Below are 18,334 nucleotides of genomic sequence, written 5' to 3'. Positions count from 1 at the left end.
AATGGACAGACCCCCGTTTTGCCGGGATCGGGTCACGGATGAGCAGGAGGCCGAGCGCCTCCTCTCTTTTGCCCGGCCGCTGGCCCTGAACCCCCGTGCCTGCCTCTGGCATGCTGGCGATCGACCCGATCTGCTGGTGATGGTGGAGCAGGGGCTGCTGCGGGCCAAGGTGGTGCTGGCGGATGGCCGCGAGTACATCAAGGAGTTCTACTGGGAGGGTGACGAGTTTCTCGATTTCCACCATCTGCTCAGCGGCGAGCCGGCCCGCTACAGCGTAGAGGCGCTGGAGCCCTGTCGGCTCTTGCTGTTCAATCTGGCCGACCTGCGCACGCTCTCCTGCTGGCCCGCCTGGTATCAGCATCTGCTGGCGGTGCAGCTGCGCATCAAGGAGGAGAAGGAGCTGCTGCTGCTGACCGAGAGCCCGCAGGCCCGTTATCAGCACTTTTTGCGCAGTTTTCCCGCGCTGGAGGCCAGGGTGCCCGATCACCAGATTGCCGCCTACCTCGGCATCACCCCCATCAGCCTGAGCCGCATTCGCAAACGGCTGAAGGATCTTAACAAAGGTTAATGCCGGCCTGCGTGCGGCTGGCTATGCTGCCCTTCTCATCATGAGCAAGGAATCCCCATGAACTGGTCTCTCAAATCTTTCGAACAACTCGACGTCAACGAACTCTATGAACTGCTCACCCTGAGATCCCGGGTCTTCGTGGTGGAGCAGACCTGCGTCTTTCTCGATCTGGACGGTGTCGACAAGCGCCCCGACGTACTGCACCTGCTCGGCTGGCAGTATGGGGCACTGGTGGCCTATGCCAGGCTGATGGCGCCCGGCGTGGCCAAGGCGCAGCAGGTGGTGATCGGTCGGGTGGTGACGGCGCCCGAGGCGAGAGGCGATGGCCTGGGTCATCGGCTGATGCAGCAGGCGTTGCAGGAGTGTGCCCGGCTGTGGCCCGGGGTCAGCATCTATCTGGGGGCTCAGGCGCACCTGCAGGGCTTCTACGGCCGTCACGGCTTCACCGCCGTGGGTGAACCCTATCTGGAAGATGACATCCCCCACATCGGCATGAGCTCCTCTTAATGCCTTTTAGGCATAACAATGAAATTATTATGTCTTGAGGTAGTAAAGAAAACGGGTGCTCGGCGCCATGTTAGTGGGTACCCTCTGAGTGATTAATCGGCAACAGTTGATGGATAGGTTTTAAAAATGGTCTTTTACCCCATTAATACAGAACAAGATTCAGCGATTGAGCCGTTGAGCCATTTTATTTGCGTTCGTCACACGAGCGGTTGTCGCTGATGGAGTTGTTGCGCAAGCGGTTCGCACTGGACCTGCAAACCTTCGCCATCATCACCCTGGTGCTGGGCAATCTGGCCCAGGCCTTCTCCGACGTGCTGGTCAAGCTGATCGGCCCCGGCTTCAGCCCCTTCCAATACATGTTCCTGCGCCAGCTGCTGACCCTGCTGGTGCTGCTGCCCTTCATGCTGCGGGTGCCGCGCTCGGCCTGGGGGCTGGGTGCCTGGAAGTGGCACCTGCTGCGCGGCCACCTCTGCCTGCTCGGCGGCGGTGGCATGATGCTGGCTCTGACCCAGCTGCCGCTGGCCACGGCCAACGCCATCTTCTATGTCTCCCCGCTGCTGACGTTGCCACTGGCAGCCTGGCTGCTCAAGGAGAAGATCCACCCCAGAGTCTGGCTGCTGAGCGGCATGGGGCTGCTCGGGGTAGTGTTCGTGCTGCGGCCGGGGGATTTCCATCTGGCCGGGCTGGGCGCCCTGGTGACCGCCTTCACCCTGGCGCTGTTCAACATCACGGGACGCAAGTTGCCGGCCGGGATCTCGGTGGTGGCGACCCTGTTCTGGGCCAACCTGCTGGCCATGCCGCTGACCGCGGGTCTGGCGGTGGGTCAGTGGCAGCCGGTGGACTGGCGGCTGCTGGTGCTGATCGGCGGCAGCGGCGTCATGCAGCTGCTCTATCACGCCAGCTGCTTCTATTCCTATCGTCAGGTGGAGGCCAACCGCATCGCGGCGACCGAGTACTCGGGCCTGATGTTCGTGGTGCTGCTGGGGGTCTGGCTGTTTGGCGAGATCCCGGCGTGGAACCTCTGGGTCGGGGTGAGCTTCATCCTGCTGGCCATTCACTGGCAGCGCCGGTTGCGCTGAGGCCAGGCCGGCAGCAGGCTGCCGGATGAGAAAAACAGGCATCTTATGAGTCCGCTCTCTGTCATGGCCGGGCAAACCGGGTATGCTGGGCGGCCTGTTGCTATCGGAACCCTGTCGTGACCCCAACCATCTTTGCCGCCATCCTGCTGGCAGCCCTGCTGCACGCGCTCTGGAATGCGCTGGCCAAGCGCCAGGCCGAGGGGCGCGTCAGCGTCCTGCTGGTCTCCCTCTGCTCCGGTCTGTTTGCCGCCCCCTTTCTCCCCTTGGTGGGCTGGCCGGTGGCGGCCGAATATCCCTGGCTGGCACTCTCCATCCTGCTGCACTGCGGCTACTGCCTGTTTCTCGGTCGGGCCTACCGGCTGGGTGAGTTCGGCCAGATCTACCCGCTGGCCCGGGGCAGTGCCCCGCTGGTGACCCTGCTGTTCGGTGCCTTGCTGCTGGGGGAAGTGCCGGGGATGGTGGCAGTGACGGGAGCCGTGGTGCTGGTGAGCGGTGTGCTGCTGATGGCGTGGCGCGGCGGCCTGCGGCTGGCACCGGCCGCGCTGCAGGCGGTGCTTGTCACGGCGCTCTTTACCGCCTCCTATACCCTGTCCGATGGGGCAGGGGCCCGCTCGGCCGGCGAGCCGGTGCGTTACACCCTCTGGCTGTTCACCCTCACAGCGCTGATGATGCCGCTGCTGATGCTCTGGCAGAGCCGCACCGCCTGGCGCGAGCTGGGGCCTGCGGCGTGGCGCAGCGGCGCCATCGGGGGCGCCCTGTCGCTGTTGGCCTACGGTATCGTCATCTGGGCCATGACCAAGGCACCCATCGGCTTGGTGGCGGCCCTGCGTGAGAGCAGCGTGTTGTTTGCGGTGCTTCTCTCCTGGGGCTGGCTGGGGGAGAAGCTGGGGCGGGTCAGGCTGCTGGCCGCCCTGATTATCTTGGGCGGGATCCTGCTGATCCGCCTCGGCTAAAGGCGTGCCCCCTTGGTGCTGACGGCCGCCCCCGACCTGGATGCCGGCGGCGGCGACATCAGGCTGGTTGCTGCAAGGCGGCAATAGCTTCCCGGGCGACCCGGTCGAGGGGCTCGCCGAGCCGGCTGACCCGATAGTCGAGGCGCTCTATCAGCTCGTTGCCAAAACGCAGCTTGTCCAGCGCTGTGAGGGTGGCGTCGTCCAGTCTGTCCAGGCGATCCTCCCGTATCAGCAGCACGGCCCTGTCAACCCCACCCAGCAGCCCCCCGGGTTCTTTCAACTCACGGATGGGGTGGATGGCGTGCAGGAACTGGGGGCGCCACAGGGGCACTATGACCCAGCGTTGCTCGGCCACGGCTTGCTCAAAGGCGGCCAGACACTGCTCCTGTGTCCCGTTCAGGAAGCGGTAACCCGCCTGCTCGAGCCCGTACACCTTCATGATCTCCCGCGAGAAGCGGCTGATGCCAGCCCCCGGCCCGATCCCCTGGATCTGCGGGGTCATGCGCCGTCTCACCTCGGGGCGCAGCAGGTCGGCGACCTCGGCCACCTGATCGACGGGAACATACTCCGGGACGCCCCACAGGGCATAGGGCTGGTAGTGCAGCCCCAGCTCACGCACGGCCACCCGCTTCTCGACCTCGGCTTTGTAGATGCCGTGGCTGGCAGGCAGCCAGGCGGAGGCCAGCAGATCGATCTCGCCGTTGGCGAGCCGTTCAAAATTGGCCTCATGGGGGGCGTGGCTGCGGGTGACCCGGTAGCCCCGCTGCTCCAGAACGGCAGTCACCAGGGCCCCGGCCATGCGGTGGAATGAGAGATCCGTGATGCCGAGCCTGAGCTGGGTGCCAGCGCCCAGGCCTGAGGGGGAGCGAGGGCTTGCCAAGGCCCGCCCCGCCACTGCCAGGGTGCCCATGGCAATCGCGCTTTTGATGAAATGTCGTCTGTTACTCATCCCTATCTCCCCCGGTCGGCGGGTTGTCGTGCTGGTCTATGTCCGTCTGGGTGAAGAGCAACTCGACCGGCACCCCGTTGTTATCCCTCAGAAAGAGCTGCAGCTCGTTGCGCTCCGGGATGACCCGTCTGACGAAGGGCACCTCCAGTCGCAGCAGGCGAGCCTGCGTCTCTACAGGATCCGAGGCGCTCAGCGAGATGTGATCGATGCAGCCGCTGCCTTGCTCCGTCTCCCGTTTCCCCAGATAGTCGGTCAGTCCCTCGCCCTGGGTGTTGGCGACGATGTGCAGCAGGGGGCGCCCTCCTGCGTAGAGCCAGCAACCCGGAAAAGGAAAGGGGGGGCCGCCCCCCTTCCTGCAGGCCGATGGCATCGCGATAAAACGCTATGGTCTGCTCCAGCTGATCCGTGCGAAGCGTGACGTGGTCGATGGCATGTATGGTCATATGGCCTCCTGTCGGCTCGGAATGCGGGTGAAGGGGTCGTCGCCTAGCAGGCCAGGGCCCTTGGCCGGCCTCTTCGCTCCTGGGTCAGAATGAACAGCAGTCCCAGGGCCGGTACCAGCGCCGCGAAGAAGGGGAGGGCTGCCGGTCCCAGCTGGCTGTCGACAACGGCGCCACCGATCACTCCGCCCAAGGCGTTGGCGATGTTGAACGCCGAGATGTTGGCGGTGGCCGCCAGCTCCGGGGCCTGCCGGCCATATTTCATCACCCGCATCTGCATGGCGGGCAGATTGGCGAAGGTGGCCACACCAAACAGGAAGGTGGCGATCAGGAAAGGCCATGTGTAGTGCTCCACCACGCCGACCAGCAGCAGGGCCAGAATGGTCAGCAGTGGCCACACCAGCAGGGAGCGCCGCAGATTACGGTCGGCGCTGTGCCCGCCGATGTTGTTGCCCAGCACCAGGCCCAGCCCGACGACCACCAGCACGCCTGTGATGGCCGAACGTTCGAAACCAGCCACCTCTTCTGCCAGCGGCGCTATGTAGCCATAGAGGGTCATGAAGCCGGCCCAGCCCAGTACGGTAAAGAGCAGGCTGGCCAGCAGGTTCCAACTGCGGAAGGCGGCAAGCTGCTGGCTGATGGAGGTGGCGTTCTCCCTGGGTTGGCGCTCGATGACGAGGGCGATGGCCAGCATGGAGAGCAGACCCAGCCCGGCGACCACCAGGAAGGTGGTATGCCAGTCGAAGGCGTTGCCTATCCAGGCACCCGCCGGCACGCCCAGCACGTTGGCCAGGGTCAGGCCCGCAAACATCTGGCCGACGGCGCGGCCCGCCATCTTGTCGCTCACCATGCGGGTGGCGACCACGGCACCTATGCCATAGAAGGGGCCCTGGGTCAGGCCGGCCAGGATGCGGCTCACTATCAGGGTGACGTAGTCGGTGCTGAAGGCCGCGATCAGGTTGGCGACCACAAACAGCACCATCAGTGCCAGCAGGACACGGCGTTTCTCGAAGCGGGCCAGCCAGAGGGTGAGCAGCGGGCCGCCAAAGACGATGGCCAGGGCATAGGCGGTGATGAGGTTGCCCGCCTGGCCCGTGGTGACCCCCAGCGATTCAGCCACCTGGGGCAGGATGCCGGCGATCAGGAACTCCGCGGTGCCGATGGCAAAGGCACTCAGGGTCAGGATCCAGATCCGGGCCGGGAGCGTGTTGGGCTCTTTCATGCTCATCTCCTCAGTTGATCAGGGCGCCACCATCGATATCTATGGTGGCGCCGGTCATGAAGGGGTTGTCGATGGCCAGCAGATAGCCGGCGGCAAGATCTTCGGCGCGGCCGTGCCGACCGGCCGGCAGGCTGGCGGCTGCCCGGCCCAGCATGGCCTCTCGCGCCTCGGGCGCCATGGCGGCGTAGGCCTCGGTATCGGTCAGCCCCGGACTGACCACGTTGACCCGGATGGGGGCCAGCTCACGGGCGAGCAGCCTGGCGGCGGCCTCGAGCGCGGCATTCATGGTGGTCTTGACCAAGGTGCCGGGCACTGTCTTGCGGGCCAGGAACCCTGTGGTGAGGGTGATGGTGCCGCCGGGGGCCATATACGGGGCAAGGCTGCGAATGACCGCCAGAGTGCCCCAGAACTTGGTGTCGAAGGCCGCCTTGGCCGCCGTGAGATCCAGCTCGAGCAGCGGCCCACCAGGCGCCTGGGAACCGGCGGTGATGACCAGGTGATCCAGCTGGCCCAGATCGGTCAAGAGGTTATCGATGGAGGTCTGGTCCGTGATATCCAGGCCGCTCTTGCGGCTGGCGACGATGACCTGACCGGGGCGCTGGCGCAGGGCATCGGCGACGGCGCGGCCGATACCTGTGTGGCCACCGATGACAAGGGACAGGGTATGTTGATGAAATGCCATGGCAATGTTCCTCTCTGAGACGGCGGGGGATCCGCGCCTGTGTCTGCTGGAGAAGATAGATGTTACGGTGTATTTTGATAATTGCCGCAAAATCTAAAACATAATTCGGATTATCAATACAATCATGCTCGAGAACCTCAATCTGTTCCTGGTCATAGTGGAAAAAGGGGGGATGGCCGCCGCGGGGCGTGAGCTGGGTTTCTCCCCGGCAACCGTCTCGGAGCGGCTGGCCTCCCTGGAACGCTACTACGGTACGACCCTGCTCAGCAGAACCACTCGCTCCATCAGCCTCACCGAAGAGGGGCGCCTGTTGCTGGAGGAGGGGCGCCATCTGCTGGCCCAGGCCGAGGGGCTCAAGCGCCGTCTGCGCGATGGCGGGGACGAAATGAACGGGTTGCTGCGCATCAGCGCCCCTCATGATCTGGGGATCAGCCGGCTGGTGCCGCTGCTCGATCGCTTCATGGCACAACACCCGGGGATCACGCTGGATCTCAACCTGACCGACGGCTATCTGGATCTGGTGGGGCAGGGGATCGATCTGGCCCTTCGCTACGGAGAGCTGGCCGACAGCACACTGCGCACCCTTTCGCTGGGGGAGAACCGCCGGATCGTCTGTGCCTCACCCGCCTACCTGGCGCGCAAGGGGGAGCCCCGTCATCCGGAAGAGCTTGCCGATCATGATTGCCTGCTGATGCGTTTCGGAGAACATCCGGAGCGCTGGTGGTCTTTTCAGGTCGAGGGTGTGGTGAAGCGGGTGATGGTGCAGGGGCGGCGCATCAGTAACAACGGTTATCTGGTGCGCCAGTGGTGCCTGCAGGGGGAGGGGATCTGCCTCAAGTCCCGCTGGGATGTGGGGGAGGATCTGACCCGTGGCCGCCTGGTGGAGCTCCTGCCCGAGTTCGCCGCCCCGGCATCACGGCTGCAGATCGTCTACCCCTCCGGGCGGCATCAGCCGCGCCGGGTGCGCGCCCTGATCGACGCGCTGGTCGCCGAGTTCGGACGCCCTCAGGGGTAGACCCGGGTCATCATGACAAACCCCTCTGCATCGGCGGTGAGGACTGTCTCGATCCGTCCCAGCTCGGCCAGCGTGGCCACATGGGTGCCGCCGCAGGGGATGGTGACCTCCTGCCCTTCCAGCGGGCAGTGCCAGTAACGGGAGTCGATGATCGACTCGCCGGCCCGGCTGCGGCGGATCTCGCCTCCGGTTGCCAGCCAGTCGGTCAGCTGGCAATTGATTTGCGCTTCAATCTGAGCCAGATCCGCCAGCAGGGCCTCACTGTTGACCCCCTTCTTGCGCAGGCTCTTGCCGATCCGGTACTGCTCGCGCGAACCCATGGGCTCGACCCGCGAGGTCTGGATGGCAAGGCGGTCGAAGTCCGGCTGATCCAGCGCGTCCCGCTCGCTCACCTCCTTGCGCCAGTAAGGCATCAGCGCCCGGTTGAGCGCCAGTGCCGCCAGGTGGCAGCCGCTGTGGCCCAGGCTCAGGGCGTGACGGGCCTCGGCATCCACTTGCAGCGTCACCTGACTGCCCTCCGGCAGCGCACAGTGGCCGGCCAGCGGGTGCACCACCACGAAACGCCACCCTTCCGCGCCCCGCTTGACCGGGATCGCCTGGTCGACGAACAGCTCCCCATCCGGGCTGATGGCCCCCATGCGGCAGGGGCCGACGGCCGCGTCGCCACCCTCCCAGCGCACTGTGCCCACGTCACCCGGCTGATCGGGCCAGAGGTGGCTCTGGGGATGAAAGGGGGTGAGGTCGGTGACCAGCAGGCTGGTGTCGCCGCTCTGGCAGCTGATGACGCTGGCCTGCTCCTGATGGTGGCCCAGCACGAAGCTGGCTCGGGTATGTGACATGGATGGCTCCCGCAGATCGAAGAGGAAGAGAGCCGCCAGCATACGTCAAAGCGCAGACCGGCTCATTAACCTCGGTTAATGAGCCGGTCCGGAGGCAGGATGATGAGTGCTAGATCATGGCGACCAGCAGGTAGGCGTTGAGCCCGATCACCAGGGCGACGATGAGGCGGCCGAGCGCCTGGGTCACCGGGTGGTTGCGATACTCCCCCATCAGGGCGCGATCGCCGGTCAATATCAGCAGCGGGATCAGGGCCAGCGCGATGCCGAAGCTCAGCACCACCTGGCTCAGCACCAGAATTTCGGTGGTGTTGAGGCCCATGGCGATCACCACGAAGGCGGGGGCCATGGTGATGGCGCGGCGCAGCCAGAGCGGGATGGTGAAGCGCACGAAGCCCTGCATCACCACTTGGCCGGCCAGCGTGCCCACCACGGTGGAGCTGATACCGGAGGCGACCAGCGAGAGGCCGAACAGGGTGGCGGCCGCCTGGCCCAGCAGCGGGGTCAGGGTCTGGTAGGCGGACTCCAGCTCGGCCACCTGCTGGTTGCCGGAGCTGTGGAAGGCGGCCGCGGCCATGGCCATCATGGCCAGGTTGACGAAGCCGGCGATGGTCATGGCGATGGCCACGTCGACCCGGGTGGTGTGCAGCCGCTGGGGAACCGAGCCCTGATCCTGGGTGTGCTGGGTCAGTGCCGAATGCAGGTAGATGACGTGGGGCATCACGGTGGCGCCGAGCACCCCGGCCGCCAGATAGACGGCGTCGCTGTTGGGCAGGCCGGGGAAGAGGGCGCCCTCCAGCAGGCTCGGCAGATGGGGGCGGGAGAACACCAGCTCGACGATGTAGGCCGCCGCCACGAACAGCAGCAGGCCGCCCACCACGAACTCCAGCGGTTTCTGGCCGCGGGACTGCAGCATCAGGATCCCCCAGGTGACCACGGCGGTGATGCCGGCCCCTTCCAGCAGGGTGACGCCGAGCAGCAGCTTGAAGCCGACCGCGGCCCCGATGAATTCGGCCAGATCGGTGGCCATGGCGATGATCTCCGCCTGCACCCAGTAGGCCCAGACCGCCGGCTTGGGCAGTCGGTCGCGAATGTGTTCCGCCAGGTTCTTGCCGGTGACGATGCCGAGCTTGGCCGAGAGAGTCTGCACCAGCATGGCCATCAGGTTGGCCCACACTACGACCCACAGCAGCTGGTAGCCGAAGGTGGAGCCGGCCTGAATGTTGGTGGCGAAGTTGCCCGGATCTATGTAGCCGATGGCGGCGATAAAGGCCGGCCCGAGCAGGGTCAGTTTGAATTTGCGGGCCGGGATGGCCGTGGTCAGCGCGGGTTGCATGGTATCAGCCTCCATAAGTGCATGGAGATAGAATAGATCTAAATGATAATTATTATCAATTGATGTTTTGTATTGTTCCCATAGATAAAAACATCGGCGGTGGCTGGTTGCAGTGAAGGATGGGATTTCGTACAATACGCCGCCCTAGAAAAGCAGCGTCTAAACACCATTATGTTCCTTGCCTCCGAGGTCTGGCTGCACCTGGGCGGAGGCTGAATTAATCCGTAAGGAGCTAAAATGCGTCATTACGAAATCGTCTTCATGGTTCATCCGGACCAGAGCGAGCAAGTACCTGGCATGATCGAGCGTTACACCGGCGCCATCACCACCTCCGGTGGTACCATTCATCGCCTGGAAGATTGGGGCCGTCGTCAGCTGGCTTACCCGATCGACAAACTGCACAAAGCCCACTACGTTCTGATGAACGTAGAAGCAGAGCAAGCCGTTATCGATGAGCTGGAAACCAACTTCCGCTTCAACGATGCCGTTATCCGCAACATGATCATGCGCACCAAGCACGCCGTGACTGAAGTTTCTCCGATGGCCAAGGCCAAGGAAGAGCGCTTCACCCGTCGTGACGACGAGCGCCGCGAAGAAGCTACTGAAGCTGCTTCCGAAGAGTAATTCTGGATCACTGACTAGAGGATAAAGGCCATGGCACGTTATTTCCGTCGTCGTAAGTTCTGCCGCTTCACCGCCGAGAACGTTACCGAGATCGACTACAAAGATATCGTTACTCTGAAAAACTACATCACTGAATCTGGCAAGATCGTACCGAGCCGTATCACCGGTACCCGCGCCAAGTATCAGCGTCAGCTGGCACGCGCCATCAAGCGTGCTCGTTACCTGGCTCTGCTGCCGTACACCGATCTGCACAACAAGTAAGAATCGGTCCGGCACTTAAGCCTAACTCAACGAAATTTATAGAGGAAAGGTAATGCAAGTTATCCTGCTCGACAAAATCGCCAAACTGGGCGGTCTGGGTGACCAAGTTTCCGTGAAAGCTGGTTACGCCCGTAACTTCCTGATCCCGCAAGGCAAAGCTGTTATGGCCACCAAGGCCAACATCGAAGCTTTCGGTGCTCGTCGCGCTGAGCTGGAAGCCAAACTGGCTGCCAACAAAGCTGCTGCTGAAGAGCGTGCTGCCAAGCTGGCCGAACTGGCTACCGTGGTTATCGCTTCCAAGTCTGGCGACGAAGGCAAGCTGTTCGGTTCCATCGGTACCCGTGACGTGGCTGAAGCCATCACTGCTGCCGGCGTAGCCGTTGCCAAGAGCGAAGTCCGCATGGGCAACGTTCTGCGTAACACCGGTGACTACGAAGTTGCTGTTCAGCTGCACGCTGACGTTAAAGCAACCGTACAGATCCAGGTTGTTGCCCTGTAATAGCGATTCGCTTTTGCAGAAAAAACCCGCGCACTTGCGCGGGTTTTTTATTTTCAGGCCCGGGGGTAGAGTAAAGACCTGTTCCTCTGGAGGAGATCCCTATGGCCTGGGTCGAAGGTCGCGTCCTTGAACGCATCGAGTGGACACCCACCCTGTTCTCCCTGCGTGTGGCGGCCGAGCTGGCCCCCTACAAGGCGGGGCAATTCACCAAACTGGCCCTCGAGCAGGGCGATCGCCGCGTCCAGCGGGCCTACTCCTTCGTCAATCCGCCTTCGACTCCCTACCACGAGTTCTATTTCGTCGAGATCCCCGATGGGGAGCTGACTCCGACCCTGGGTTCCCTGCGGGCGGGCGACAGCCTGCTGGTGCAATCCCTGGCGACCGGTTTTCTCACCCTGGACGAGGTGCCGGCCGGGCGCGATCTCTGGCTGCTCTCCACCGGGACCGCCATCGGCCCCTTTCTCTCCATGCTGGCGGACGGGGAAGCCTTTGCCCGTTTCGAGAATCTGGTGCTAGTGCACGGGGTCCGCAAGGGGGAGGAGCTGAGCTATCGGGATCTGATAGCGAGCTTTGCCGAGCGTCATGGCGAGCGTTTTCGCTACGTCCCCTTCGTCAGCCGTGAAAGCTGGCCCGGAGCGATGGAGGGGCGGATCCCGGCGGCCATCGCCGATGGTCGCCTACAGGCGCGAGTGGGGCTGGAATTTTCTCCCGCGCTGAGCCAGGTGCTGATCTGCGGCAACCCGGCCATGGTGAAGGAGACCCAGCAGACCCTGTTGTCATTGGGGTTGGCCAAGAACCTGCGGCGGGCCCCCGGCAACATCAGTGCCGAGAATTACTGGTAGGAAAAGCGAACAAGGGGCCATGGGCCCCTTGTTCATGCTCGACGGCAGTCAGATTAGTGCTTCTTGTTGCCGTGGCCCTTGTCTTTTTCTTTGAACTTGTCATGTCCCTGCCCCGGGTTGTTGCCGCTATGGATGCTGCGGTTGTAGTGATCCCGGTACTTGCCGTCGATCTTGTCGCAGTTGAGCTTGATGCGGCTGTCACCGATGCCGAGATCCAGGCAGTTGTGCTGCCACCAGTCGTACTCCTTGTCATCCCAGTCGACGTTCAGCTTGATGTTGTCGGTGGAGAGCCGGATGCCATCGCCATCCTTGGAGTGGGGTGGGGCGGCAAAGGCAACCCCGTTGGCCAGCAACAGGGAGAGCAGCAGGGCGCCTTTGTTGAACATGGTTGAATGAGTCATGACGAAAGTTCTCCTTGGTTACTGGCCGGTGCCCTGGGTGGCGGGCATCTGGTTGCTGCCGGGGGGATCATTGCGGTGCTCTTCATCGTCGAAGCTGACCCTGCTTTCCCGGCATGGCGTCTGGGTGCCATCGTTCACTCCCGGCTCGAAGCAGTTGGTCGATGACCAGCCAAATTGCTTGTCATCCCAGTCCTGGTTGAAGGTTAGTGCATCGACGGAAAATGCCGTACCACCTTCCTCCTCATACTGCGGTGCTGCCAGCGCGGCGCCGGCAACCAGAAGCAGGGGCAGTAACAAGCTAGTCGTTCGGTTCATTGTGGCCTCGGTGGTTGGTTGTTGCGGGTCAGTGTATGCCAGTCTTGCTGAATCCGGGCAGAATCAGGCTCAATCTCCCATGCTACGAGAGTCGGCAGTGAGTGTATCGACTTTTTGCGGTCGATTTGTCCGTTTTGGTCGCACTCTGGGCAGCTGACCAAGGATCTGGTGCAATTATGGTGATTGTCCTTCTCTCGAGGAGTCTGCTGACTATAATCGGCAGCCAACTTTTCCTGCATATCGCGCCCGCTTTCTCATGACAACACAGGCTTCTGCCGTGCTGCGCTACCCCAAGGGGTGGTTCGCACTGACCACGGTGTACAGTTTTACCGGCTTGGCCATTCTGGCCTCCATTGTCTTCTCCCTGCTGCTGTTTCTCTCCATCGACGAGAATCCCCTGATGAAGTGGCTGTTCGGTGGCCTGGCCATCATCTTCGAACTGGGCAAGTTCTACGTCTGGTATGAATACGGGGAATGCAAGGCGCGTCGCGATCTGGGCGGGGCCTTCTGGTCGCTGCTGTTCTACAGCGTGCTTGCCGCCATCTCCATCGGCGGCAGCATAGGCGGCATCAACAGCGCCACCAACACCATCCTCAACCAGCAGGCGCGCCATGAGCGGGAGATCGCCCGCTTCGACGAGCAGATCGCCAGCATAGAGCGGCAGATCCAGCTCAACGAGGAGGCGGCCCGCAAGTATATCGAGATGGCGCGCATCTCCAGCGGCGTCAGCGGCCTGCAACAGGCCAACACCAAGCTCAGGCTGCGCCAGGACGAGCTGCGCCAGGAGCGCGACGCCAAGCCCGTCAACGAACAATCCTCCATGCTGGGGCTGATGAGCAGCCTGGCGGACGGGGTGGGCATGAGCATCAGCCAGGTGCAGTTTCTGCTGGTCTGCTTCCTTTCGGTGCTGCTCGACGTGTTCGGCGCCTTCTTCGTCAGTCTGATCGGCGAGGAGAACCGCTTTCGCCGCAGCTGGCTGTGGCAGCGGGATCGCGAGAGGGAACAGATCGTGCTGCAGCAGGCGGAGGCCGCTGCCATGGCACAGCAGTTGCCCGGCCGGCCGGAGCCCGAGCCAGAGGTGGTGGAGCAGGTGCGCAGTGCGCTGGAGAGTGGCGAGCTCAAGTGCAGCAAGCGCAGCGTCGCACAGGCGCTATCGTTGTCGCTGGAGGAGGTGGATCGGGTGTTCCAGCATCTGCTGGCCCAGGGCGTGCTGGGGCAGGGCAGCAACCGCCACTACCATCTCAGTTCGCAAGGAAGTTGATCATCAGGCCACCTCGGGGTGGCCTTTTTATTGCGCGCGGGAGCTGTGCTAGTGGGTCAGCACCATCATCAGGCTGAGGAAGGCGGCCAGTCCGCCACCGATGCCGATGATCCAGTAAAACCCCTTGGCCCCCTGCTTGAGCGGGATGCGGAAGTAGAGCAGAAACGCCCACCACCCCAGGGCCAGCAACAGAGGAATAAGAAACATTCGAGCCATGGTGTCCTCGCTGTTATTCTGTTGACCCTTGATCAATCAACAGGATGGATTGTGCAATGACGCAGCTACAGATTACCGCATTCGGCGCCCCCTCGGTACTCAGGCTCAACCCTTCCCAGGACAAGGTGCCTGCCGAGGGCGAAGTGCGGGTGCGCATCTGCTTTGCGGGGGTCAACCCCATCGATGCCAAGACCCGGGCCGGCCTCGGCTGGGCGGCGGCGCAAAACAAGGAGAAGCTGCCCTGGACGCCGGGCTATGACGTGGCCGGCGTGGTCGAGAAGGTCGGCCCTGGTGTCGACTCGCTGGCCGAGGGGGACAGGGTATGCGGCATGGTGGGCTTTCCCCTCGCCGCCGGCGGCTACGGCGAGTCCGTGGTGGCGCGCGAGGAGGAGCTGGTCAGGCTGGAGGATATTGGCCTCAGACAGGGGGCGGCGCTGCCGCTGGCGGGCCTCACCGCCTGGCAGGGGCTGTTCGAGCACGGCGCCCTCAAGGCGGGGCAACGGGTGTTGATCCTGGCCGGCGCCGGCGGCGTCGGCCATCTGGCGGTGCAGTTTGCCAGCGCCTATGGCGCCGAGGTGGTGGCGACGGCGAGCGGTGACAACCACAGCTTCCTGCACGCGCTGGGGGCCAGCAAGATGGTGGATTACCACCATGCAGACTGGGCCGCCCAGGTGGTGGCTGACGGTCCGGTCGATCTGGTGCTGGATCTGGTGGGTGGCGAGAGCGGCCAGGCGGCGCTGGCCTGCGTCAAGCCGGGCGGCCGGCTGGTGACGGTACCCACCATCACCGCCCAGCAGATCAAGGATGCCGCGGCCGGCAGCGCCATCGAGGTGCTCGGCATGCTGGTGCATCCTGACCGCCAGCAGTTGAGCCAGATGCTGATCCTGCTGCGTCAGGGGGAGGTGCAGATCACCGTCTCCGGCGAATTCCCGCTGGCGGAAGGGGCCCTGGCCCATCAGGCCATCGAGCAGGGCCACGTGCGCGGCAAGCTGCTGCTGCGGATGCCCGCCGCGGATGAGCTGGCCGGATGAACGGCATCACCGAGCTGGGGCTTGGCTGGCTGTTTCTGAGCGCCTTCACCTCCGCCACCTTGCTGCCCGGCAGCTCGGAAGTGCTGCTGGGGGCCATGGCGACCAAGGGGGAGTGGAGCATGGCCAGCCTGCTGCTGTGGGCGACGCTGGGCAATACCCTCGGCTCCATGACCACCTGGTGGCTCGGCTGGCTCGCCACCTTCAAGAAAAAACCGGAAGATTTTCAAGGCCGTGGGGAACAAAAAGCCCTCGGCTGGCTCAAACAACATGGCCACTGGTGTCTGCTGCTGGCCTGGACGCCTGTGGTCGGCGATGGTCTCTGTCTGCTGGCCGGCTGGCTGCGCCTCTCCTTCTGGCGCTCTCTCATTCTCATCGGGCTCGGCAAATTGTTCCGTTATGCCCTGGTCTTTCTGCTGGCCAGGCAGATCTTCTAGCTTCACTCACGAGGTAACCGTGAACAAATTCATTCCATTAAGCATGCTTCTGGGCCTCTCCCTGCCCGTGCTGGCGGCACCCACTCTGGTGTCGGAACAGGTCAAGGAAGAGGGCAAGCTCGGCATTCCCTACCAGATGTACAAGCTGGACAACGGCCTGACCGTCATTCTGGCGCCCGACCGATCCGATCCCCTGGTGCACCTGGACGTCACCTATCACGTGGGCTCGGCCCGCGAGCAGGTGGGCAAGTCCGGATTCGCCCACTTCTTCGAGCACATGATGTTCCAGGGCTCCAAGCACGTGGGGGATCAGGAGCACATGCGGATCATCAACGAGGCCGGTGGCGACATGAACGGCACCACCAACAAGGACCGCACCAACTACTACGAGACCGTCCCGGCCAACCAGCTGGAGAAGGTGCTGTGGCTCGAGGCCGACCGCATGGGCTTCTTGCTCGATGCGGTGAGCCAGAAGAAGTTCGAGATCCAGCGTGCCACCGTCAAGAACGAGCGGGCCCAGCGCATCGACAACCAGCCTTACGGTCTGGTGAGCGAGAAGGTGGGGGAGGCGCTCTACCCGCGCACCCACCCCTACTCCTGGCAGCCCATCGGCTATGTGGAAGATCTCGATCGGGTCGACGTCAACGACCTCAAGCAGTTCTTCCTGCGCTGGTACGGCCCCAACAACGCCACCCTGACCCTGGGCGGCGACTTCGACACCAAGCAGGCGCTGGCCTGGATTGAGAAGTACTTCGGCCCGATCCCGCGTGGACCCGAGGTGGCCGAGCCGACCCCCGAGCCGGTGACCCTGCCCGAGACCCGCTACGTGACGCTCGAGGACAAGGTGCACCTGCCGCTGCTCTACATCAGCTACCCGACCGTGTCCCTTGGCGATCCGCAGGAGCCGGCGCTCGACATGTTCGCCGACGTGCTGGGCGGCTCCGCCAGCTCCATGCTCTACCAGTCGCTGGTCAAGAGTGGCAAGGCTATTGATGCGGGGGCCTCCCACTACTGCGAGGAGCTGGCCTGCACCCTCACCGTCTACGCCTATCCCAACCCGGCGGTGGATGGCAGCCTGAAGACCCTCAAGAGCGAGGTGGACAAGGTGATCGGCGAGTTCGCCGGTCGCGGCCTCAAGCCGGAGGATCTGGAGAAGGCGATCAACAGCTATCGTGCCTCGGCCATCTGGGGTCTGGACAGCGTCTCCGGCAAGGTGAGCCAGCTCGCCATGGGCCAGGTGTTCGCCCAGGATCCCAACTATGTGTTCAAGAGCCTGGACGCCATCGGCAAGGTGACGCCGGAGCAGGTCAAGGCTGCCTACGACAAGTTCATCCTGAACAAGCCGGCGGTGGTGCTGAGCGTGGTGCCCAAAGGCAAGCACGACTGGCAGGCCGCCAAGCCCAACTTTACCCCGGCCAAGCGCGAGCTGCCGGATTACGCCAAGCATGACAAGGTGCTGGCCGAGCGGCCGGTGAAAGACGACTTCGATCGCAGCGTGCAGCCCAAGGCGGCCGATGCGGTGAGCGTCAAGGTGCCCGCCATCTGGCACGGCAAGCTCGACAAGGGGATCGAGATCATCGGCACCCAGAGCGACGAGATCCCTGCGGTTTCCATCATGGTCGCCCTGCCGGGCGGCATGCGGGCCGAAGGCAAGGGCGAGTTGGGGCTGGCCAGCCTCACCGCCAGCATGATGGGGCAGGGCTCGGTGCGTCTGACCGAGGCCCAGCTCAGCGACGAGCTGCAAAAGCTCGGCTCCAGCGTCAGCGTCTCCAGCGCCCAGTACAACAACCTGGTCACCATCAGCAGCCTGGCCGACAAGCTGCCACAGACCCTGGCGCTGGTGCGCGAGGTGTATGAGCGGCCCGGCATGCGCGAGGCCGACTTCGAGCGGGTCAAGGCGCAGATGCTGCAGGGGATGAAACAGAGCGAGCAGCAACCCGAGTGGCTGGCCGGTCAGGCCTTCCGCGAGCTGATCTACGGCAAGCAGAACCGTCTCGGTCAGCCGGGTGACGGCGTGCTGGCCGATGTGGAGAAGCTGACCCTGGCGGACGTGAAGCGCTTCTACCAGAACTACTACAACCCGACCAACGCCAAGGTGGTAGTGGTGGGTGACGTGACCCAGTCCCAGGTGGAGGATCAACTCGGCTTCCTGACCCAGTGGAAGGGGGCAGCGCCCTCCCTTGGCAGCCTCAAGCCCGAAGGCGAGCAGGCCAAGCCGGGTATCTATCTGGTGGACAAGCCGGGGGCGCCTCAGTCGGTGATCCGCATCGGCCGCCGCGCCATGCCGTTCGATACCACGGGTGACTACTTCACCGCCGGGCTGATGAACTTCAACCTGGGCGGCAACTTCAACAGCCGCATCAACCTCAACCTGCGGGAAGACAAGGGCTATACCTATGGGGCCAGCTCGGGCTTCTCCGCCAACCGGGAGGTGGGTACCTTCGCCACCGGCGCCAACGTGCGGGCCGATGCGACCGTGGATGCCATCCGCCAGTTCCTCAAGGAGATGGACAACTACCGCAATAGCGGGCCGACCCCGGTCGAGCTCGCCTATATGCGCAGCGCCGTCTCCCAGCAGGATGCGCTCTCTTACGAGACGCTTGGCCAGAAGGCGGGCTTCCTGCTGCAGATGATCATGTACGACCTGAAGCCGGACTATGTGCAGGCCCAGAACAGCCTGATCAAGACGGTGTCGGCCGAGACGCTCAAGGCCAGTGCGGCACGCTGGCTCGACCCGGCCGAGATGGTGATTGTGGTGGTGGGGGACAAGCAAAAGCTTGAAAAACCCCTGCAGGAGCTTCATCTTCCCATCTATCCGCTGCAGCTGCCCTGAGGGCGCTACATAAAAATAGTGCCGCCCCCC

General features: G+C 63.6%; 22 protein-coding genes and 1 pseudogene. 13 read left to right on the top strand and 10 right to left on the bottom strand.

Annotated features, from left to right (window positions below; genetic code table 11):
• Position 1 precedes the first annotated feature (1 nt).
• The 4 genes from AB5Y94_RS06810 (at position 2) to AB5Y94_RS06795 (ending at position 3,107) form a co-directional block, all read left to right on the top strand.
• Positions 2 to 568, top strand: coding sequence for a Crp/Fnr family transcriptional regulator (locus AB5Y94_RS06810; protein WP_368205246.1), 567 nt, complete (start codon positions 2 to 4; stop codon positions 566 to 568).
• Positions 569 to 625: 57 nt separating this feature from the next.
• Complete coding sequence (locus AB5Y94_RS06805) at positions 626 to 1,075, top strand: GNAT family N-acetyltransferase (RefSeq protein ID WP_368205245.1); 450 nt, start codon at positions 626 to 628, stop codon at positions 1,073 to 1,075.
• Between the two features lie 218 nt (positions 1,076 to 1,293).
• Positions 1,294 to 2,154 (top strand): DMT family transporter, encoded by an 861-nt coding sequence (locus tag AB5Y94_RS06800; protein ID WP_010635120.1) that lies wholly within the window; start codon positions 1,294 to 1,296, stop codon positions 2,152 to 2,154.
• Positions 2,155 to 2,270: 116 nt separating this feature from the next.
• Entirely contained in the window at positions 2,271 to 3,107 is an 837-nt protein-coding gene (locus tag AB5Y94_RS06795) for an EamA family transporter (RefSeq protein WP_368205244.1), read from the top strand.
• Between the two features lie 58 nt (positions 3,108 to 3,165).
• On the opposite strand, the gene AB5Y94_RS06790 is transcribed toward AB5Y94_RS06795, so the two are convergent.
• From AB5Y94_RS06790 to AB5Y94_RS06770, 5 genes and pseudogenes are all read right to left on the bottom strand, one after another.
• Positions 3,166 to 4,017, bottom strand: a complete 852-nt coding sequence (locus AB5Y94_RS06790) for a glycine betaine ABC transporter substrate-binding protein (RefSeq protein WP_368205301.1) — start codon at positions 4,015 to 4,017, stop codon at positions 3,166 to 3,168.
• A 31-nt stretch (positions 4,018 to 4,048) separates the two neighbouring features.
• Positions 4,049 to 4,426: a hypothetical protein gene (locus tag AB5Y94_RS06785; RefSeq protein ID WP_368205303.1), complete on the bottom strand. Its 378-nt coding sequence runs from the start codon at positions 4,424 to 4,426 to the stop codon at positions 4,049 to 4,051.
• Between the two features lie 7 nt (positions 4,427 to 4,433).
• Positions 4,434 to 4,499: pseudogene (locus AB5Y94_RS06780) on the bottom strand (hypothetical protein); the annotation flags it as partial.
• Positions 4,500 to 4,542: 43 nt separating this feature from the next.
• On the bottom strand, positions 4,543 to 5,718 hold the full coding sequence (locus AB5Y94_RS06775) for an MFS transporter (RefSeq protein WP_201972074.1): 1,176 nt from the start codon (positions 5,716 to 5,718) through the stop codon (positions 4,543 to 4,545).
• A gap of 10 nt (positions 5,719 to 5,728) precedes the next feature.
• Positions 5,729 to 6,400: an SDR family oxidoreductase gene (locus tag AB5Y94_RS06770; protein WP_042051411.1), complete on the bottom strand. Its 672-nt coding sequence runs from the start codon at positions 6,398 to 6,400 to the stop codon at positions 5,729 to 5,731.
• Positions 6,401 to 6,524: 124 nt separating this feature from the next.
• Here AB5Y94_RS06770 and AB5Y94_RS06765 point away from each other — a divergent pair, with 124 nt between their 5' ends.
• Positions 6,525 to 7,415 (top strand): LysR family transcriptional regulator, encoded by an 891-nt coding sequence (locus AB5Y94_RS06765; RefSeq protein ID WP_368205243.1) that lies wholly within the window; start codon positions 6,525 to 6,527, stop codon positions 7,413 to 7,415.
• On the opposite strand, the gene AB5Y94_RS06760 is transcribed toward AB5Y94_RS06765, so the two are convergent.
• Both AB5Y94_RS06760 and AB5Y94_RS06755 read right to left on the bottom strand, forming a co-directional pair.
• Entirely contained in the window at positions 7,406 to 8,296 is an 891-nt protein-coding gene (locus AB5Y94_RS06760; protein WP_368205242.1) for a hypothetical protein, read from the bottom strand. The genes AB5Y94_RS06765 and AB5Y94_RS06760 overlap by 10 nt on opposite strands.
• 67 nt (positions 8,297 to 8,363) lie before the next feature.
• Positions 8,364 to 9,587, bottom strand: coding sequence for an Nramp family divalent metal transporter (locus AB5Y94_RS06755; RefSeq protein ID WP_005308882.1), 1,224 nt, complete (start codon positions 9,585 to 9,587; stop codon positions 8,364 to 8,366).
• 237 nt (positions 9,588 to 9,824) lie between these two features.
• On the opposite strand from AB5Y94_RS06755, the gene rpsF reads away from it, so the two are divergent.
• The 4 genes from rpsF (at position 9,825) to AB5Y94_RS06735 (ending at position 11,813) form a co-directional block, all read left to right on the top strand.
• Positions 9,825 to 10,211 carry a 30S ribosomal protein S6 gene (gene rpsF, locus AB5Y94_RS06750; protein WP_005308887.1) on the top strand — a complete coding sequence of 129 codons (387 nt, stop codon included), beginning with the start codon at positions 9,825 to 9,827 and terminating at the stop codon, positions 10,209 to 10,211.
• A 30-nt stretch (positions 10,212 to 10,241) separates the two neighbouring features.
• Positions 10,242 to 10,472: a 30S ribosomal protein S18 gene (rpsR, locus tag AB5Y94_RS06745; RefSeq protein ID WP_005308890.1), complete on the top strand. Its 231-nt coding sequence runs from the start codon at positions 10,242 to 10,244 to the stop codon at positions 10,470 to 10,472.
• A gap of 52 nt (positions 10,473 to 10,524) precedes the next feature.
• The gene (gene rplI, locus AB5Y94_RS06740) at positions 10,525 to 10,971 is read left to right on the top strand and encodes a 50S ribosomal protein L9 (RefSeq protein WP_005308892.1); all 447 of its coding nucleotides are present in this window, start codon (positions 10,525 to 10,527) and stop codon (positions 10,969 to 10,971) included.
• Positions 10,972 to 11,072: 101 nt separating this feature from the next.
• Positions 11,073 to 11,813: a ferredoxin--NADP reductase gene (locus AB5Y94_RS06735; protein WP_201892560.1), complete on the top strand. Its 741-nt coding sequence runs from the start codon at positions 11,073 to 11,075 to the stop codon at positions 11,811 to 11,813.
• Between the two features lie 53 nt (positions 11,814 to 11,866).
• On the opposite strand, the gene AB5Y94_RS06730 is transcribed toward AB5Y94_RS06735, so the two are convergent.
• Positions 11,867 to 12,214, bottom strand: a complete 348-nt coding sequence (locus AB5Y94_RS06730; RefSeq protein WP_010635110.1) for a hypothetical protein — start codon at positions 12,212 to 12,214, stop codon at positions 11,867 to 11,869.
• Positions 12,215 to 12,232: 18 nt separating this feature from the next.
• A complete protein-coding gene (locus tag AB5Y94_RS06725) occupies positions 12,233 to 12,511 on the bottom strand; it encodes a hypothetical protein (RefSeq protein WP_368205241.1) in 279 nt (92 codons plus the stop codon).
• A 274-nt stretch (positions 12,512 to 12,785) separates the two neighbouring features.
• Between AB5Y94_RS06725 and AB5Y94_RS06720 the strand changes: the two genes are divergently transcribed.
• Complete coding sequence (locus AB5Y94_RS06720; RefSeq protein WP_026141415.1) at positions 12,786 to 13,790, top strand: hypothetical protein; 1,005 nt, start codon at positions 12,786 to 12,788, stop codon at positions 13,788 to 13,790.
• A gap of 48 nt (positions 13,791 to 13,838) precedes the next feature.
• Here the strand turns inward: AB5Y94_RS06720 and AB5Y94_RS06715 are convergent, their stop codons facing one another.
• Complete coding sequence (locus tag AB5Y94_RS06715) at positions 13,839 to 14,006, bottom strand: hypothetical protein (RefSeq protein ID WP_005308905.1); 168 nt, start codon at positions 14,004 to 14,006, stop codon at positions 13,839 to 13,841.
• A gap of 56 nt (positions 14,007 to 14,062) precedes the next feature.
• Between AB5Y94_RS06715 and AB5Y94_RS06710 the strand changes: the two genes are divergently transcribed.
• From AB5Y94_RS06710 to AB5Y94_RS06700, 3 genes are read left to right on the top strand one after another with little or no spacing between them, the layout of a single operon-like run.
• The gene (locus tag AB5Y94_RS06710) at positions 14,063 to 15,037 is read left to right on the top strand and encodes an NADP-dependent oxidoreductase (RefSeq protein ID WP_368205240.1); all 975 of its coding nucleotides are present in this window, start codon (positions 14,063 to 14,065) and stop codon (positions 15,035 to 15,037) included.
• Entirely contained in the window at positions 15,034 to 15,471 is a 438-nt protein-coding gene (locus AB5Y94_RS06705; protein ID WP_017780238.1) for a YqaA family protein, read from the top strand. Before AB5Y94_RS06710 ends, AB5Y94_RS06705 begins: the two co-directional genes overlap by 4 nt.
• Before the next feature lie 19 nt (positions 15,472 to 15,490).
• A complete protein-coding gene (locus AB5Y94_RS06700; RefSeq protein WP_368205239.1) occupies positions 15,491 to 18,304 on the top strand; it encodes a M16 family metallopeptidase in 2,814 nt (937 codons plus the stop codon).
• Positions 18,305 to 18,334: the final 30 nt, after the last annotated feature.

Source organism: Aeromonas sp. s5 (genome assembly GCF_040907865.1).
Classification (GTDB): Bacteria; Pseudomonadota; Gammaproteobacteria; order Enterobacterales; family Aeromonadaceae; genus Aeromonas; species Aeromonas dhakensis.
This window is presented reverse-complemented; position numbering and strand designations above follow the sequence as displayed.

Coding starts and splice junctions, on each gene's coding strand:
- AB5Y94_RS06755 (WP_005308882.1), bottom strand. CDS start 9,587: ATGCAACCCGCGCTGACCACGGCCATCCCGGCCCGCAAATTCAAACTG.
- rpsR (WP_005308890.1), top strand. CDS start 10,242: ATGGCACGTTATTTCCGTCGTCGTAAGTTCTGCCGCTTCACCGCCGAG.
- AB5Y94_RS06710 (WP_368205240.1), top strand. CDS start 14,063: ATGACGCAGCTACAGATTACCGCATTCGGCGCCCCCTCGGTACTCAGG.
- AB5Y94_RS06760 (WP_368205242.1), bottom strand. CDS start 8,296: ATGCTGGCGGCTCTCTTCCTCTTCGATCTGCGGGAGCCATCCATGTCA.
- AB5Y94_RS06765 (WP_368205243.1), top strand. CDS start 6,525: ATGCTCGAGAACCTCAATCTGTTCCTGGTCATAGTGGAAAAAGGGGGG.
- rpsF (WP_005308887.1), top strand. CDS start 9,825: ATGCGTCATTACGAAATCGTCTTCATGGTTCATCCGGACCAGAGCGAG.
- AB5Y94_RS06705 (WP_017780238.1), top strand. CDS start 15,034: ATGAACGGCATCACCGAGCTGGGGCTTGGCTGGCTGTTTCTGAGCGCC.
- AB5Y94_RS06785 (WP_368205303.1), bottom strand. CDS start 4,426: ATGCCATCGGCCTGCAGGAAGGGGGGCGGCCCCCCCTTTCCTTTTCCG.
- AB5Y94_RS06720 (WP_026141415.1), top strand. CDS start 12,786: ATGACAACACAGGCTTCTGCCGTGCTGCGCTACCCCAAGGGGTGGTTC.
- AB5Y94_RS06775 (WP_201972074.1), bottom strand. CDS start 5,718: ATGAAAGAGCCCAACACGCTCCCGGCCCGGATCTGGATCCTGACCCTG.
- AB5Y94_RS06810 (WP_368205246.1), top strand. CDS start 2: ATGGACAGACCCCCGTTTTGCCGGGATCGGGTCACGGATGAGCAGGAG.
- AB5Y94_RS06730 (WP_010635110.1), bottom strand. CDS start 12,214: ATGACTCATTCAACCATGTTCAACAAAGGCGCCCTGCTGCTCTCCCTG.
- AB5Y94_RS06805 (WP_368205245.1), top strand. CDS start 626: ATGAACTGGTCTCTCAAATCTTTCGAACAACTCGACGTCAACGAACTC.
- AB5Y94_RS06715 (WP_005308905.1), bottom strand. CDS start 14,006: ATGGCTCGAATGTTTCTTATTCCTCTGTTGCTGGCCCTGGGGTGGTGG.
- AB5Y94_RS06770 (WP_042051411.1), bottom strand. CDS start 6,400: ATGGCATTTCATCAACATACCCTGTCCCTTGTCATCGGTGGCCACACA.
- AB5Y94_RS06800 (WP_010635120.1), top strand. CDS start 1,294: ATGGAGTTGTTGCGCAAGCGGTTCGCACTGGACCTGCAAACCTTCGCC.
- rplI (WP_005308892.1), top strand. CDS start 10,525: ATGCAAGTTATCCTGCTCGACAAAATCGCCAAACTGGGCGGTCTGGGT.
- AB5Y94_RS06735 (WP_201892560.1), top strand. CDS start 11,073: ATGGCCTGGGTCGAAGGTCGCGTCCTTGAACGCATCGAGTGGACACCC.
- AB5Y94_RS06790 (WP_368205301.1), bottom strand. CDS start 4,017: ATGGGCACCCTGGCAGTGGCGGGGCGGGCCTTGGCAAGCCCTCGCTCC.